The following is a 16,026-nucleotide window of genomic DNA, read 5'->3' as shown; positions in this document are numbered from 1 at the left end:
GCCGTAAAACTATGCCTCGTGTCTTGCGCGAGGCTGGCGCGGGATGGGCCTAGACCGCGATGGCGCTTCGTTGAATCGCCAACGCGCTCTGACTCTTCGTTGGAGCATGATCCTTGTCCGAAAACCGGCTCCCACTTTTTGCTTTCGCTGACCTTCGGTTCGGGATCACGCTCGAGGGCGGCCATCAAAACACCAGCCGATAGCCGAGGAACCTCTTGGAATCGATCGGATCGTGACCGAGCTTCTCGCGCAGCTTCTTGCGCAGCTTCGAGATGTGACTCTCAACCACGTTCTCCTCGACCTCCTCGTCGAAGATGCCGTAGATGGCGTTGAAAACCTGGGTCTTGGTCACGCGCCGGCCGCGGTTGCCGGCCAGATATTCCAGGATGCGTCGCTCGCGCCGCGGCAACGGCAGCGGCTCGCCGTTGATCTCCGGATCGCGGCCGTCCATGAAGATCCGCATCGACCCGACCTCGGTATAGGCGGCCTCTTCGGAGCCGCGGCGGCGGATGGCGGTGATGCGGGCGAGAATCTCTCGGATATGCACCGGCTTGCGCACGACATCGTCGACGCCGCTTTCGAACAGCCGCAGCGTGTGCTCGAGCGAGTGATGTTCGCTCAGCGCGATCACCGGCGCGCCGGTGCGGTCGCGGATCTGGCGCGGCGATATCGCGCCTTCGCGGCAGTCGCCGATGAGAAAGGCCCTGACAGATCTGAGATCGGTGTCGGCAGCGGAACTCACCCACTCGCCGAATTCGCCCGGCGCGAAGCCGGCAGTGGCCACCCCCTCGCGATCGAAAAGTGAAGAGTAGCCCTCTGTCACGAGCTCTCGCTCGTCAACGATCACGATCATCGGCCCGCCCTCCGAATCATTTCACTTGCCCCGTGGGGAAAGGCGTACCCGGCTCGATGAATCCTGAAAAACCATCATTTCTTGTAGCTATTTTCTTGGGAGTTTTTTTGGGAGCCGTAATAAAAGCGGTTGCGCTGGTGTATTCGCGCCAACTGTTGGCAGACGAATATCGGCGCCGGCGGATAGGCTGGCGAAGGTCGACCGGCTCTCACGTACAACAACTACTGATTGCAGAAGGTGCTGGCATTCGGCGTCCATTTGCCGAAGCCGGTGGCGACCATGTTGGCGATGACGCGGCAGACATAGACCTTCTGCGCGGGGTCGTTGTCGGGGCCGGCATGATAGCGGGCGACGGCCATCGACCAGGTCATGTGCCGGGCATGCAGGCTGACCAGGAAGCGCGCCGCGTAGTCGACATTGTGATGCGGGTCGAGCATGTCCTCGACGCTGCGGAACTGCGCGCCGTGATAGCGATGGTTGATCTGCATGCAGCCGAGATCGATCAGCGTCTTGCCCTCGCGACGCGCATTCTCGAATGCGGCGAGCGCTTCGCCGCGGCTGCGAGGAAACACGGCTTTTCCTTCTATATTCAAGGCATTAGGCTGAAGGCTGCCCTTCTTTCCGGTCTCGGTCAGGCCGACGGCGTACAGGATTCCGGCGGGCACCCCGTAGCGATCGGCGGCGCGCAGGATCTCCGGCTCGCAGGGATTGGCTGCGGCGCTGGCCGCGCCGGCAGCGAAACTAGATATACATATCGTCGTCAGCACGCTCGCGAAGAGGCGAAGCGGGTCGACCGAATTCCTGTGCGCCATCGCCATTATTCCTTCCCGGTTGCCGGCCGCCGCCCGCGCCGTTGCCGCCCGAGTTCCCAGGCTGGAACGAAGGCTGGTCGCGGCCTGTCGACATCGGCATGGGGCTGGTTGCGTCGGCGCGGCTGGCCGCATGCGTCGCTATCGAGGGTTGCAGGATGGTGACCTTGTCGACGTCGAAGCCGAGGCTGCGCATCGACTTGACGACGGCGTCGCTGTCGGCGGTGAGACGGCGGTATGCCTCGTGTGTCTCGGGTTTCATCTCGATCGAAAGTCGCTCCCCCGAGAGCCGCAGGCTGGCGACAACCGATCCGAGCTCCGAAGGGTGCAACTCGATCTTCAGCACGTGTGTCGGAACGGCAACAGAATTGGTCGTCTGGGAGCCCGTCGAAGCGCTTGCAAAGCCTTGCTGGACGCCATTGTCGGAGGCAAGCCCTTCAACCAGCGCCGATGCCGTCTGGCCGATCGGGTTTTGCGCCGGCGCCGGGAAGCTCTGCTGGCTGACGACTTCCATGCGTCCGGCGGAAGAAGACGGCTTGCCCGGGGTCTGCTGCGCGGCAGACTGCGATTGCAGCGGAGCCTTGGATGCGGAAGCCGGCCGCCAGCCTTGCGGCGGCAACGGGCTACCGGCCGCCGGATCATCCCCTTGCGCCGGCAAGGCATCGGCATCACGCCGGCCCGGCAAATCGAAAGCCATTTGCGCCTTCACCGGCTTTTGCCCAAAATCGGGCCCGGAATCGTCCGCTGCCGTCGAACGGGTGGATCGCGACAGCGGCTCGGCGGAACTGTCGATCGCCGTGCGCTTGCCGGCGCGCAGCCGCAGTTCCAGCGATCCGTGGTCGCCGGCGGCTTCTTCACCATCAGCGCCGCCCGCGCCCGACGATTGCGCGAAATGCTTCATGTCGCCCAGCGCCATCAGCAACGGCAAGCGGTCCTGCAGCGGCGTGGAATCATCGGCTTGCGCCGCGGTATCGTTATCCGCGGTCTGCTTCGCGGATAAGGATCGCCCGTCGGTCTTCGCGGACTTAACCGTCGCCTTCTGCGAACCGCTTTTCCCCTGCGGGTCCTGATCCGGCTCATGCTTGCCGGCATTGGCCGGCAAGCGCCTTGCCGGATGCGCGTTCGGTATCACCGGTCCGGCCGTGTGCTTGTCCTGTGGGCTCTCGGTCCCATGCACCATCTTGCCGAAATTCTGATCCCCATCCTTGTCGCCGGCAGTGTGCTGCCGGGACTGGGCCTGTGTCGAAGCAAAGCCCGGCAAGGTCTGGTTGACGCTGGTCATTTTGGGGCTGCTCCGAGGAGTTGGTCGATCTGGTCGAGCTGACGCCGCGTGCTGGTGACCGCCGCATCGATCGGGTCTTGCATATCGGGCTTCGCCGGCGCGGACGCCTGTACCACCGGCGCGGCGCCGGTCGGAGCCGGAGCGGCCGCCAGGGTTTCAGCCGATGCTTGCGCGGGCTGCGGGACAGGGGGCGGCGAAGCGGCGGGCGGCGTGTCTTTCGCCTGGTCGCTCGGCGCGACCGGCGGATCGCTCACCGCGACCGCTGCCTCGGGCATCGCTCCCTCCACGGGAGGCAAGTCCGCACTGGCCGGGTCAGCTGAGGCTTCGGTCGCGGATTTAGCTCCGTCGCCTCTTGCAACGATTGTCGGTGCGGTTTCGGCATTTGCGGGCGCTTTCACCGGCGCCATCACTTCGCCCGCCACGGCCTGCGCGGCGTCGAGCAGGTCGCGGTCGCCTTGCGAAAGCTTGCCGCGATCTATCTTGCCGAGCTTGGCGCGCACTTCATCGACATTGGCCGATGTCATGGTGGAAAGGCTCGAATAGAGCTGAGTGCGCGGGTCGTCCCGGCTGCCGTTGCCGTTGCGGCCCAGCTCGGCCTTCGCCGAGGCGAAAGCCGAGAGCTCGGTCATCCCGTCGATCGCGGCACGGCGGGCGATGCGCAGGTAGATCACTTTCTCGCGCTCGGGATCCATCATCGAGGTGATGTCGGCGATCTTGTCCTGGCTGATCGCCATGTGCAGCGTGATGACGCCGGAAACAAAGGCATCGGCGAACTGGCTGGCGTAAGGCGAATAGAGGTAGGAGGCGACATACTGGGTCGAAGCTAGCGCGAAACGGGCGGCGTCGCCCTGTGCGGCCGCGATGCCCACGGAGCGGCGAAGCGCTGCCTCCTCGACCAACGTGCCGGGGCTGAGCAGGCGCGCCTCGTCGAGCAGGTTCAGCGCTGCCGCAGGGTCATCGGTCGCAAGCAGCGAACCCTTGACCAGCGCCAGGAAGGCGCCGAGGTCGGCGGGCACGCCCATCGGATCGATCGGCTTCAGCATTTCGATCGCCTCGGCCGGCCGGCCGCTCAGATAGGCGACGACGCCTTTGGCGATGACCAGGCTTTGCGGGTCGGTTATTGCGCGCGAAGCCGCCGCCGCGACCGTCACCGGGTTGCCGCCGCTCATGCCGTAGACGAGCAGAGCGCGGAAGTTCTTCGGCTCCTTGAAATCCTCGGCATCGGCATTGCGCATCCGGGCGTCGATCATTTCGAGGAGTTTTGCCTGCATCGGCAGCGCGGCATGATCGCCGCCGGCAATGCGATCCTGGATCAGCTGCAGCGAACGCACCAGCTGATAGGGCTGCAGGGCGTCCTGCGCCATGGCCACCGATGACGGCCCGGCAACGAACAGCGCCAGCGCCAGCGCTATTCCGGGAAAAGCGTGAGGCGGTCTTCCGTTCGGAATTGCGCCAAGGCAAGGAGGTGGAGCGGTTCGCCGTTTCGCTGAAACGGCGAGGCGCTCCATCGCATGCCCGATGACGGTCTTGGCCCTCATTCGCCGGCCGCCATCAGGATTTCGATGCGTCGGTTCGCGGCAGCCATCGGATCGGAGGCGATCTTTGGCTTCCGGTCGGCGAAGCCCGCGACCTCGGCGATGCGGCTTTCGTCGACGCCCCCGCGCACCAACATGTAGTAGGCCGAATGGGCGCGCGCGGTGGACAGCCGCCAGTTGTCGTAAGTGTCGCTGCGAAACGGCCGCGCGTCCGTGTGGCCGCTGATGGTGATGGTGCCCTTCTTCTCGTTGACGATGCGACCGATCTTTTCCATCGCCAGCACCAGCTCGCGGCGCGGCATGGCCGAGCCGATCTCGAACATGCCGAAATCGAGCTGGTCGGTGATCGAAATGACGACGCCCTTGTCGGTGGCCTCGACCGAGACGCCGTCGGCGAGCTTTTCACCCGGCAGGAATGCCTTGGCGAGCTCCTTCTTGATATCCGCCGCTTCCTGAAGAGCGGCTTTGCTCGGCGCCTTGTCGCCTTTGTCGGCGGCTTGCTCGGGTTCAATCTTTTCCGCCTTCGCGGTTTCGGCCTTGGTGTCCGCCGCTGCAGCCTCGCGCTTGTCCGCTTCAGCTTTCCCGGTTTGGGCTTTCTCGGTCTTGCCTGCTTCGCCCGACAGCTTCCCGGCGTCGCCTTGCGCAGCTTTTGCCCCGCTCTTGGCGTTGGTCTTTTCCGGGCTTGCCAGCGGCTCCAGCGGCGCAGCCGCCGAAACGACCTTCACCTTCGGTACCGCGACGGTGGCGACCTTCTCGCCGGGCCTGACCGGATCGCCCTCGATCCTGGCGCGTTCGGCGGTGGCCTCGGCGCCGGGCGCCGCCACCTGCTGCGACCAGAAATCCGGTGCGAACGGATCGCGATAGGATTCGCCGCCGGACGCGCCGGTCGCCGGACCGGCCGCCTGAGCGCCGCCTTCGCCTTTGGCGCTGACGTTCTGCATCACGCCCGTATCGGCGGCGATCTCCGCCAGCACCGCGTAGGGATCGGCAAACAGCTTTTCGTCGGAAAGCTGGGCATCCTGCGCCCCGGCCTTGGTCTGGCGGCGTTCGGAGGAACCGGCGCCGCCCTTGCCGTCATCGCCCGCCTTGGTCGCGCCCTGTTGCGGGTTGTCCGCAGTCAGCCCGACCTTGCTCGGGCCGTCGCCGAGGTCTTCCAGGCCCTTGCGGCTGGAGTTGCGATCGATCAGCTCGACCGGATTGAAATAGCTGGCGACGGCTGCCTTGGTCTGCTCGTTGGCGGCGTTGATCAGCCACATGACGAGGAAGAAGCACATCATGGCCGTCATGAAGTCGGCGAAGGCGATCTTCCACACGCCACCATGGTGGCCGTCGTCATGACCGTCGTGATTGCGCTTGACGATGATGATCTCGTGCCGGGGGTCGGCATGGTCGACGGCGCTCATGACAGGACCTCCGACAAGGACGCCGACCACTCGGCGATACGCGTCTCGAACACCGTTTCGTCGATGGTGACGGTCAGGTCGAAGCCCGGCGCCTCGCTGAAGTCGAGATTGGCGGCGCGGGATCCGAGCGCCGCCTGCAGCGGCTCGAACAGCGACAACGGCCCGCGGACAGCGATGCGCACGGCCTCGCTGTCGGCGACCGCCGCACTGATGGCACGGGAAAGGGCGGCGAGCGAACGCTCCTGCAGGTCGTCGCTGAGAAGGCCCCCGACGATACGGGCGACGGTTGCGCCGGCAAGCTCGGCAACGCGCTGCTCCATGGCCTCGATGCGCGTGGCGACGGCGGCGCCGAGATCGCCGCCGAAGCTCTCAAGGAAAGTTTGCGCGGCCTGGTCGCTGGCCTGGCGCTCGGCCTCGAGCGCTGCCTGATGGGCCAGCGCGAGGCGCGCCTCGAGCGCTGCCTCCGCGTCGGCCACGGCCTCGGCGATCAGCGCGCCGATATCGGCCTGCGGCTCCGGCGCGGCCGGCAGATGCTCGGCGTCGCGCGCGGTCGGCGCCTGATTGGCACGCGGCGTGCGCGAACCAAAATCGGGCAGGAGATCGAAGAGGGCTGCCGAGGCCATGGCCTAACCTACGGCTTCCGGGACGGCTGCCCATTTGCGCAGAATCTGCGCGGTGCGCTCCTCGTTGAGGTCGACCATGCGGGCAAGCCGGTCCTGCGGCGCCGGCCGGATTTTCTGGCGCAGGTCATCGAGCGGGGTTGCACCGGCGCGCGCGCCGGGCAGGGCGCCGGCCGGGGCATCGGCGGTGATCGCGGCGACCGGCGCATCGGGCGTCGGTAAGGAACGCTGCACGTCGTCGAAGCTCGGGCCGGCAATGGCCGCGGGCCTTGCCGACGCCGTCAGCGCGGCGGCCATCGGCTTGAGGCCGAAGAACGCCACCAGGAAGACGACGACGATGAAGGCGCCGGCATTGATCAGCGTGCCGGTATAGGTGCCGATCGAGGCGAGAATGCCAGGCTGATCTATCGGCTCGCCGTCGAGCCCGTTGATGAATTCGACCGCCGAGACGTCGATGATGTCGCCGCGCTTGTCGTCGAAGCCGGTCGCCGAGGCGACCATCTTCTGGATATCGGCGACTCGCTTGGCGATCTGCTCCGGCGTCGCGTCCTTGCCGAGAATGGTCTTCAGGCGATCCTGGTTGACGACGACCGCGATCGACATCTTGTTGACCGTGTAGCCGTTGGAGACGGTGGCGATCTTCTTGGAATTGATCTCGTAGTTCGTGATCTCTTCCTTGCGGTCGTTCTGCGATGTGGATTGCGGGCCCTCGGTGGTGGTGGTCTGCGTCTCGGGCAGGTTCTGCTCGACGCTGGTCGGGGTCGAAGCCTGCTTCTGGTTGCTGGCCTCGTTGGTCTTCACCGACTGCACCGAACGCTCGACGCGCGAGTTCGGATCGAAGATCGTCTCCTCGGTCTGGCGCGTGTCGGTGTTGACGTCGGCCTTGACGCTGGCGCGGAAATTGTCCGGGCCGAGATAAGGGGTGAGCGCGCGGCGGATGTTGTCGCCGATCTGCGCCTCGACCGTCTGCTCGACGCCCAGCGTGCGCGCGGCGCTCGTGTTGGACGGGTCGTCGCCGGCGGCCAAAAGGTTGCCGTTGGAATCGAGCACGGTGACCTTGTCGGCCGAGAGGCCGGGAACGGCCGCGGCGACGAGGTGGCGGATCGACATGGCGCTCTTCTCGGCATCGCTGCCCGCATAGCGGATGACCACCGAGGCGGAGGGCTGCTGCTCGTCGCGACGGAAATTGGCACGCTCGGACATGACGATGTGGACTCGAGCCGCCTTGACGCCGGAGATCGACTGGATGGTGCGCGCGATCTCGCCTTCCAGGGCGCGCACGCGGGTGATCTGCTGCATGAAGGAGGTGAGGCCGAGCGAGCCGACATTGTCGAACAGCTCATAGCCGGCGTTGGCGCTTGTCGGCAGGCCTTTCTCGGCAAGCAGCATGCGCGCCTGCGCGGTGGTGCCGGCCGGCACCATCACGGATGTGCCGTCAGAGCCGACATCGAAGCCGATGCCGGCGTCGGCCAGCACCAGTCCGATCTGATTGACGTCGGAACGCTCGAGGCCGACATAGAGCGTCTCATAGGCCGGGCGGTTGAGATAGACCGACGCGATGCCGATGACGGCCATGACCAGGGCCGCGATGCCGCCCATGAGCGCCAGACGCCTCACGCCGAAGCTCTTCAAATTCGCGATGACGCTCTGGATCTGTTCCGGCACGATTCAACCGCTCCCAGCATGACTGTCCGCCGGAAGACTAGACTGCGAAGCTTGTGCGAGGATGATAGGCGTGCCGCCGAAGGTCCAGCAAAGCGTCGACCCGGCTCTTATCGAAAAACGAAAAAGGCCGCGCCCGTGGCGCGGCCTTTCGCCGGTCGGAATATTTCTGCCGATTAGCCGTTCTTGAACAGCGCCAGGATCGACTGCGAGGAACTGTTGGCGATCGACAACGACTGGATGCCGAGCTGCTGCTGCACCTGCAGCGCCTGAAGGCGGGTCGATTCCTTGTTCATGTCGGCATCGACGAGCTGACCGACGCCGCGGTCGATGGAGTCCATCAGGCTCTGGGTGAAGGTCTTCTGCAGGTCGATCGAGCTCTTGGCGGCGCCGAGCACGGTGGCGGCGTCGGTAAGCTGACTCATGACGTTGTCGATCTTGGTGACCATCTGCGTGATGATGTCGTCGGTCACGCCCGTTGCCGTGATGTCGAGATTGAAGGCGGAGACGTTGTCGATCTTGACGGGCGAGCCCGACACAGCGGCCTGGCCCGCGGTGTTGGCGGCGATGTCGGTGGCGCCGCCGGCGATCGAGGCCGCGTAAGCGGCATCATATGCGGACTGGTCCGCGGCGGTGGAATAGATCGAAGTCTTGCGATCGAGAATGCCCTGGTTCTTGACGGCCGTTGCGAGGCCGGAATCGAACAGCTTGGTGCTCTCGACATTGATGTCGATGGTTCCGAGCGAGATGGCGCCGGACGAGGAGCGGTTGAACGAGGAGACGATCTGGGCGTCGGGCTGGACACCGTCATTGGCGGCGGCGACTTGGGTCGACGTGACCGAAAGGTAATTCGAACCGGAGAAGGTGGCGGCATCGGCGAAGGACTTCATCTGCGCCTGAAGCGAGGTGATTTCCGTCTGCGTCTTGGCTTTGTTGGCACCCGATTGGCCGACGCTCGAAAGCAGCTTGGTCTTGAGCTGGCCGATCGTCGAAAGGACGTTGTTCATGCCCGTATAGGCGGTGTCGACCTTCGAGGCGCCGAGGCCGAGCGCGTCCTGCACGGTCGACAGCGCCGAGTTGTCGGAGCGCATGGTGGTGGCGATCGACCAGTAGGCGGCGTTGTCGGAGGCCTCGGAGACCCGGTAGCCGGTGGAGATCCGGGCCTGCGTCTGCTCGAGCGATTTGTTGGTGGCGTTGAGGCTTTGAAGTGCAGTCAACGCCGCAGCGTTCGTCATGATGCTCGCCAAGAAACTCGCTCCTTCTCAAAAGCCGGCATGCCACACAGGTCGGGTCTCGACCTGTCCATGGGTTGCGAATCGTGCCGGTCGGGCCGATTCGACAACCTAAGTGATTGGTTAACCATACCTAGCGCGATATGGTTAATGGCCTGTTAAAAGTAGGCTTCCGAGAGGTTAGGGAACGAGGGTTGCGCGAGCCTTGAGCAAACGCAAATCGGGCCGCGCTTTTGGCGCGGCCCGACGCTTTGGTCCGGTCAGTATGGAGCGATCAGCCGCGGAAGAGCGACAGGATCGACTGCGACGAGCCGTTGGCGATCGACAGCGCCTGGACGCCGAGCTGCTGCTGCACCTGCAGCGCCTGGAGGCGGGTCGATTCCTTGTTCATGTCGGCATCGACGAGCTGGCCGACGCCGCGGTCGATGGAGTCCATCAGGCTCGAGGTGAAGGTCTTCTGCAGGTTGATCGAGCTCTTGGCGGCGCCGAGCTTGGTCGCGGCGGTCGTCATGTCCTTCAGCGCGGCGTCGACGACTTTCATCATATCCGCGATCTGGGTATCGCTTGCAGCGGTGGTGCCGGAGAAGATCTTCATCGTGGCGACCGAATAGGTGTCGCCCGCCGCAGCTGCCGCACCCAGGGTCGGGTTTTGCGCAGTGGTGGTGACAGCGCCGGTCGCACCGACGCGGTCGGCGTCGAGGATACCTTTCGACACGCCAGCCGCGGTGCCGGCTTCATACAGCTTGATGCTGTCGACCTTGACGTCGATCGTCGAGATCGAAACTGCGCCGGTGGCATCGCGGTTGAAGGCCGAAACGATCTTGACGTCGGCTGCGCTCGTGGCGGTGGCGCCGCTGTTGACCGACAGCATGTTCGTGCCGGAGAACGTGGCGCCATCCGCATAGGCCTTCAACTGGTTCTGAAGAGCGGCGATTTCGACCTGAGTCTTTTCCTTGGAAGCATCGGTCTGGCCGTAGGAAGCGGTCAGCTTCTGCTGGATCTGGTTGATGGTCGAGATCGCACTGTCCATGCCGGTGTAAGCGGTGTCGACCTTCGAGGCGCCGAGGCCGAGCGCGTCCGAAACGGTGGACATGGCCTGGTTGTCGGAACGCATCGTGGTGGCGATCGACCAGTAAGCGGCGTTGTCCGAAGCCTGCGAGACGCGATAGCCCGTCGAGATACGGGACTGGGTGGTGTCGAGGTTCTTCTGGGTGGCATTCAAGCTCTGCAGCGCGGTCAACGCCGAGGCGTTGGTCATGATACTGGCCATGGTACTCGTACCTTGTTTTTACACGGATTTTTTTGACATACCGGCATGTCCGGTATGACGGTGCGGCATCATGCCAATGACCGCTCAGTTGGGTCACCCGCCATCTGCGAGCGACTATGGCGGCAAGTTGCTACCAAAGAGCTAAATCGGACGGTTAATCGAAAATAATGTTGGAAGGCTTGCGCGCACCTTCCTCAAGCCGTCGAGACGCGACGCGGCACGCTTGCGCGCGGTCCGGCGGAAACGATCAGGTGAAGGATCGTACCAGGCTGCCGACCAGAAGGTTCCAGCCGTCGATCAGCACGAAGAACAGGATCTTGAACGGCAGCGATACCACTGTCGGCGGCAGCATCATCATGCCCATGGCCATGGTGACGGTGGCAACGATCAGATCGATGACGAGGAAGGGCAGGACGATCAGGAAGCCGATCTCGAAGCCGCGCCGGATCTCCGATATCATGAAGGCGGGCACCAGTATGCGCAGGTCGACAGTCTCGCGCGAGACGGTCTGGCCGCGCTCGCGAGCGAGGTCGGCGAAGAGGTCGAAATCCTTGTCGCGCACATTGTGCAGCATGAAGTCGCGGAACGGGCCGGAAATCTTCTCGAACGCCTCGCCCTGCGTGATCTGGTTGTCCATCAGCGGCTTGACGCCGGTGTTCCAGGCCTGGTCGAAGGTCGGCGCCATGACATAGAAGGTCATGAACAGCGACAGCGAGATCAGGATCAGGTTGGCCGGCGTCGATTGCAGGCCGATGCCGGCGCGCAGAATCGAGAAGGCGATGACAAAGCGGGTGAAGCTCGTCACCATGATCAAAAGGCCCGGGGCCACCGAGAGCACTGTGAGCAGGCCGAACATCTGAATCAGATAGCCGACGGTCGTGCCGTCGGCCTTGCCGATGCCGCCAAGATCGAGCTGCTGAGCCGCGGCGACGGACGTGGTGACGACGATGAGCGCCGTGGCTATGAGGAACTTTCTCATTCGAGCAGCATCGTCCTGACGAGAACCTGTTTGACGTGGCCGCCGCTGCGCAGCGCCGCGCACTCCTCGAGATCGGCCTTGAGATGCTGGTAGCCGCTGGCGCCTTCTATCTGATGCAGCTTGAGCGTGCGCACATAGGCGAGCAGGTCCTGGTGGATCTGCTCGGTCATCTCCTGCGGCTGCGGGGCATCGTAGAGCAGCGACGCCTCCAGCCGGATCCAGACTTCCGACGGCGAGGCGAGATTGGTGGTGATCGGCGCCAGCTGCACCAGCGCTGGCCCGGCGCCCACCTTGCCGCCTTCGGCGGCTTTTTCCGCGGCACCGGCGTTTTCCGGCGCTGCGGGCACCGCTGCCGGCGTTTCGCCTTGCTTGAGATAGCCGCCGGAAAGCCAACCCATGCCGACGGCCGCGCCGGTCATAGCCAACAGCATGGCGAGCTGGATCGCCAGAGAAGGTCCCTTTTTCGGCTGGACTTGCTCGACATTTGCCACGGCAGCGCTCCCCCGGTCCTAGAAGGGAAGCACTTGGTCGAGGATCTGCTGGCCATAGGCCGGCTGCTGGACCTCGCTCACACGGCCACGGCCGCCATAGGAAATGCGCGCCTCGGCGATGCGCTCGTAGGGGATGGTGTTTTCCGCGCCGATGTCGGACGGACGGACCATGCCGGCGATGGTCAGCACCCGAAGCTCGTAGTTGACGCGAACCTCCTGCGAGCCCCTGATCATCAGATTGCCGTTGGGCAGCACGTCTGTGACGACGGCGGCGACATTGAGCTCGAGGTTTTCCGAACGTTTGATCTCGCCATCGGCATTGGTCTCGGTGCTGGAGCTCAGGCCGGCGTCGCCCTTGCCGCTGGTGCTTGCCTTTTCCCATCCGAGATTGATGTCATAGCCAAGCTTGCGCGCGGCGGTGCGGCTGCGGTCGTTCTGGTTCTTGAAATTGGCCTTGTCGTTGAGCCTGATGTTGACGGTCAGGATGTCGCCGGCGCGCAGCGCGCGCGGATCGGTAAAGAGCCGGCTCTGGCGATCGTCCCACAGCGAGAATTTCTTCGGCCGGGAGGCAGGCGGCTCGGGGTAGCTGTAAGGGCCGGAACCGCCTTCGCCGATGCCGGAGCCGACCGGCGACAAAGCGGGCTCCCTGCCGACCTCCCTGAGATCGGTACCGCAGCCGGCCAGGGTGGCGAGGGCGATCAGGGCCAGCAATTTCAACTTCATGACGGATCAACCCTTCGCGCCGCGCTGGCCATGATGCCGGTGAGCGTCGCCGCCGCCTTCTGGTCCATTTCGTTCAGGATGACGCCGGCCTTGCGCGAATCGAGCTTCATCAGGATGGCCGCCGCGAGCTCGGCGTTGACCATCGCCAGACGTTCGGCGGCGGCATCGGGCTTCATGCCGGCATAGATCTTGACGACGCCGTCCTCGGCACGCGCCAGGAACACCTCGCGGCGCTTCAGCCATTCCTCGTATTCGGCCCGCTTTGCCTCCAGCGCTTTCATGCGCTCGTCGATGCCGGCCTGCAGCTGCTTCAATTCCTCGGCCTGGAGAGCGTAGCGGCGGTCGCGCGCGGCGTCCGCGATGTTGGAACAGAAGCGCTGGATCTCGCTTTCGTCCGGCGCCTTGCCGCCTGCGAGCGCAGCCGGCTGAAGCGGCGCGTTTTCATGTGTGAGCTGTGCCGGCTGAACCGGCGCCTGACCGCCCGGCAACACCTGTCGTACCTCGTCCGCATGGGCAGCGGTGCCGCCAAGCAGAGCAACCATTGCTGCGATGGCCCGGAAGCTCAGGTGACGGCGGGGTGTTAGGGAGGAAAGCGCGATCATCGGCATGCCTATTGGAGAACCAGATCGGCCTGCAAGGCGCCGGCCGATTTGATGCCTTGCAGGATGGCGATGATGCCGTCGGGCTTCACGCCGAGGCGATTGAGGCCCGAGACCAGCGTTTCGAGGTCGGGACCGTCGAGCACGGCAACGCGGGCGTCGGGCCGGCTCGCCTCGATGGCGGTGAAGGGCTCGACGGCGGTGTGGCCCCTGGAGAAGGGTTCCGGCTGAACCACCTTCGGCGCTTCGGTGATGCGCACGGTGAGGGTGCCGTGGCTGATCGCCACGCGCGAGATCCTGACATTGCTGCCGATGACGATGGTGCCGGTGCGCTCGTCGATGACGACGCGGGCAGGGGCGTCGGATTCGACGACGAGATTTTCGATCTCGGCATAAAAACGCGCGGCCGAGACATTCCTCGGCCGCCTGATCTGCACCGTGCGGGCATCGCGTTCGGCGGCGACCCGCATGCCGAAGCGCTGCGAGGTGTAGTCGTTGATGGCGTCGGCGATGCGGATGGCGGTCGAGAAATCGGGATTGCGCAATTGCAGCGTCAACACGCCCTGATCATCGAACTCGGCCGGCACCGAGCGCTCGACGATAGCGCCGTTCGGCACGCGGCCGGCGGTCGGCACGCCTTGCGTCAACTGCTCGGCCTGGCCCTGGGCGGTGAAACCGCCGACGATCACCGAGCCCTGCCCGACGGCATAGATTTCGCCGTCGGCCGCCTTCAGCGGCGTCATCACCAGCGTGCCGCCGGCGAGCGAGGTGGCGTCGCCCATCGAGGAGACGTCGATGTCGATTCGGCTGCCCGACTGGACGAAGGGCGGCATGTTGGCGGTGACGATGACCGCGGCCACGTTCTTGGCGCGCGCGCGGCCGTCTTCGGTGGCAATGCCGAGATTCTCCAGCATGGCTCGGATCGACTGTTCGGTGAACGGTGAGTTGCGCAGGCTGTCGCCGGTTCCGGCGAGGCCGATGACAAGGCCATAGCCGACGAGCTGGTTGTCGCGCGCGCTCTGCAGCTGGGCGATGTCCTTGATGCGCGCCGCGACCTGACCGGGCGGCAGCGTGCTTGGCCCGGTCGAGACCCGGAACATGCGCTGGGTGGTGGCCGGATCGTATTCCGGATCGTCGTAGACACCGCCATTTTTCTGCGCGAGCTCCCGCTTGGCCTTGGGCGTCAGCCCATCCGCGAATGCCGGCTGCAGGCCGATGGCGGCGCTCAGCAGAAGAACAAAGGCGCGCATCACGAAGCGCCGACCTTGACGGTGCCGTCGGCCATCACCGTGCCGGAGATGATCTTGCCGCTGTCGGTGTTGCGGATCTTGATCTGGTCACCGGCAGCACCTGGTTGCAGCGTGACGCCTGCGGCCGAAATGGTGAGCGCGCCGGCGGTGAAATAGACCTGCACGGAAGCGCCCTGCTCGACCAGCCAGGCGTCGCGGATGGCGGTCACCGGGATGTAGCGGCCGGGCAGCAGCGTGCGCTTGGCAACCTTACCCTGAAGCTCCTCGGAGCGCGTCGCCATGCCGTCCGGCTTGTGCTTGCCCGGGATGAGCGTCACCTGCTTGAGCGAGGCGGGCTCGATGGTCTCGCCGGGATAGATGACCCGGTTGGGGATCAGCACGGCCTCGCCGACGACCTGGCCGGCGGCGATCTGGTTTGCCGACTGGCCGGACGGGTCCTGCGCCAAAGCCGGCGTGCCGGCGGCCACCAGGGCGGTGGCCAGCACGGCGCGACGGAGCGCGGAGGAGATCGGCCAGGCCATCATCCGTTACCTGATGTTCTTGGAGACCACCGAGGCCATGTCGTCGGCGGCCTGGATGACCTTGGAATTCATTTCGTAGGCGCGCTGCGCCGAAATCAGCTCGGTGATTTCCTTCACCGGATCGACGTTGGAGGATTCGAGATAGCCCTGCTGGATCGTGGCGAAGCCCGGATCGCCGGGGACGCCCACATTGGCCGGGCCTGAGGCGGCCGTTTCCTGGAAGAGGTTGTCGCCGAGCGGCGCCAGGCCCGCCTCGTTGGCGAAGTTGGCGATCTGAAGCTGGCCGAGCAGCTGGAGGTCCGTCTGGCCCTGGATGCGGGCGAAGACCTGGCCTGTCTTGTTGACGATCACCTCGACCGCGTCGGTCGGCACAGAGATGGCCGGAATGACATTGGCGCCGTCGACCGTCACGAGCTGCCCGGTGGCGTTGGTGTTGAAGGCGCCGGCACGGCTGTAGAGCGTGGCTCCATCGGCGCCCTCGATCTGGAACCAGCCCCTGCCGGTCAACGCCAGGTCGAAGCTGTTGCCGGTGCTGGTCAGCTCGCCTTGCGTGTGGACGTTGCGCACCGCCGTCGTCTTGACGCCAAGACCGATCGAGACGCCTTCCGGCACCAGCGAGGTGTTGGAACGGTTGGGCACCCCTTGGGTGCGGTCGACCTGGTAGAGCAGGTCGGAGAATTCGGCCCGCGCCCGCTTGTAGCCGGTGGTGTTGATGTTGGCGATGTTGTTGGCGATGACTTCCAGGTTGGTCTGCTGGGCGTTCATGCCGGTGGCGGCGATGGCAAGGGCTTTCATGA

Annotated in this window: 16 protein-coding genes; all 16 read right to left on the bottom strand. The window is 65.0% G+C overall.

What is annotated here, in order from left to right:
* Nucleotides 1-184: 184 nt before the first annotated feature.
* Nucleotides 185-853 carry a response regulator transcription factor gene (locus FJ423_RS12480; protein WP_095766367.1) on the bottom strand — a complete coding sequence of 223 codons (669 nt, stop codon included), beginning with the start codon at nucleotides 851-853 and terminating at the stop codon, nucleotides 185-187.
* A 221-nt stretch (nucleotides 854-1,074) separates the two neighbouring features.
* Complete coding sequence (locus FJ423_RS12475; protein ID WP_140842070.1) at nucleotides 1,075-1,665, bottom strand: transglycosylase SLT domain-containing protein; 591 nt, start codon at nucleotides 1,663-1,665, stop codon at nucleotides 1,075-1,077.
* Nucleotides 1,595-2,944 (bottom strand): flagellar hook-length control protein FliK, encoded by a 1,350-nt coding sequence (locus tag FJ423_RS12470; protein WP_140842068.1) that lies wholly within the window; start codon nucleotides 2,942-2,944, stop codon nucleotides 1,595-1,597. The genes FJ423_RS12475 and FJ423_RS12470 overlap by 71 nt, the downstream gene beginning before the upstream one ends.
* Nucleotides 2,941-4,482 carry a chemotaxis protein MotC gene (locus FJ423_RS12465; RefSeq protein ID WP_246680151.1) on the bottom strand — a complete coding sequence of 514 codons (1,542 nt, stop codon included), beginning with the start codon at nucleotides 4,480-4,482 and terminating at the stop codon, nucleotides 2,941-2,943. Before FJ423_RS12465 ends, FJ423_RS12470 begins: the two co-directional genes overlap by 4 nt.
* Nucleotides 4,479-5,882, bottom strand: a complete 1,404-nt coding sequence (locus FJ423_RS12460) for a MotB family protein (RefSeq protein WP_140842066.1) — start codon at nucleotides 5,880-5,882, stop codon at nucleotides 4,479-4,481. The genes FJ423_RS12465 and FJ423_RS12460 overlap by 4 nt, the downstream gene beginning before the upstream one ends.
* Nucleotides 5,879-6,505, bottom strand: coding sequence for a hypothetical protein (locus FJ423_RS12455; RefSeq protein ID WP_140842064.1), 627 nt, complete (start codon nucleotides 6,503-6,505; stop codon nucleotides 5,879-5,881). The genes FJ423_RS12460 and FJ423_RS12455 overlap by 4 nt, the downstream gene beginning before the upstream one ends.
* A 3-nt stretch (nucleotides 6,506-6,508) precedes the next feature.
* On the bottom strand, nucleotides 6,509-8,167 hold the full coding sequence (fliF, locus tag FJ423_RS12450; RefSeq protein ID WP_140842062.1) for a flagellar basal-body MS-ring/collar protein FliF: 1,659 nt from the start codon (nucleotides 8,165-8,167) through the stop codon (nucleotides 6,509-6,511).
* A gap of 173 nt (nucleotides 8,168-8,340) precedes the next feature.
* Nucleotides 8,341-9,411, bottom strand: coding sequence for a flagellin (locus FJ423_RS12445; protein WP_140842060.1), 1,071 nt, complete (start codon nucleotides 9,409-9,411; stop codon nucleotides 8,341-8,343).
* A 259-nt stretch (nucleotides 9,412-9,670) separates the two neighbouring features.
* On the bottom strand, nucleotides 9,671-10,666 hold the full coding sequence (locus FJ423_RS12440) for a flagellin (RefSeq protein WP_140842058.1): 996 nt from the start codon (nucleotides 10,664-10,666) through the stop codon (nucleotides 9,671-9,673).
* A gap of 247 nt (nucleotides 10,667-10,913) precedes the next feature.
* Nucleotides 10,914-11,645, bottom strand: coding sequence for a flagellar type III secretion system pore protein FliP (gene fliP / locus FJ423_RS12435; RefSeq protein ID WP_095766375.1), 732 nt, complete (start codon nucleotides 11,643-11,645; stop codon nucleotides 10,914-10,916).
* Nucleotides 11,642-12,136, bottom strand: a complete 495-nt coding sequence (locus tag FJ423_RS12430; protein ID WP_140842056.1) for a flagellar basal body-associated FliL family protein — start codon at nucleotides 12,134-12,136, stop codon at nucleotides 11,642-11,644. The genes fliP and FJ423_RS12430 overlap by 4 nt, the downstream gene beginning before the upstream one ends.
* Before the next feature lie 18 nt (nucleotides 12,137-12,154).
* Complete coding sequence (gene flgH / locus FJ423_RS12425) at nucleotides 12,155-12,859, bottom strand: flagellar basal body L-ring protein FlgH (protein ID WP_140842054.1); 705 nt, start codon at nucleotides 12,857-12,859, stop codon at nucleotides 12,155-12,157.
* Nucleotides 12,856-13,401 carry a MotE family protein gene (locus FJ423_RS12420; protein WP_224524356.1) on the bottom strand — a complete coding sequence of 182 codons (546 nt, stop codon included), beginning with the start codon at nucleotides 13,399-13,401 and terminating at the stop codon, nucleotides 12,856-12,858. The genes flgH and FJ423_RS12420 overlap by 4 nt, the downstream gene beginning before the upstream one ends.
* A gap of 68 nt (nucleotides 13,402-13,469) precedes the next feature.
* Nucleotides 13,470-14,558, bottom strand: a complete 1,089-nt coding sequence (locus tag FJ423_RS12415; protein ID WP_224603773.1) for a flagellar basal body P-ring protein FlgI — start codon at nucleotides 14,556-14,558, stop codon at nucleotides 13,470-13,472.
* Nucleotides 14,559-14,707: 149 nt separating this feature from the next.
* Complete coding sequence (flgA, locus tag FJ423_RS12410; RefSeq protein ID WP_181174784.1) at nucleotides 14,708-15,229, bottom strand: flagellar basal body P-ring formation chaperone FlgA; 522 nt, start codon at nucleotides 15,227-15,229, stop codon at nucleotides 14,708-14,710.
* 6 nt (nucleotides 15,230-15,235) lie between these two features.
* Nucleotides 15,236-16,024, bottom strand: a complete 789-nt coding sequence (flgG, locus tag FJ423_RS12405; RefSeq protein WP_095766381.1) for a flagellar basal-body rod protein FlgG — start codon at nucleotides 16,022-16,024, stop codon at nucleotides 15,236-15,238.
* Nucleotides 16,025-16,026: the final 2 nt, after the last annotated feature.

This window comes from Mesorhizobium sp. B2-8-9 (assembly GCF_006439475.1).
Taxonomy (GTDB): Bacteria; Pseudomonadota; Alphaproteobacteria; order Rhizobiales; family Rhizobiaceae; genus Mesorhizobium.
The sequence above is the reverse complement of the archived record's forward strand: the minus strand, read 5'-3'. Positions and strand labels throughout refer to the sequence as shown.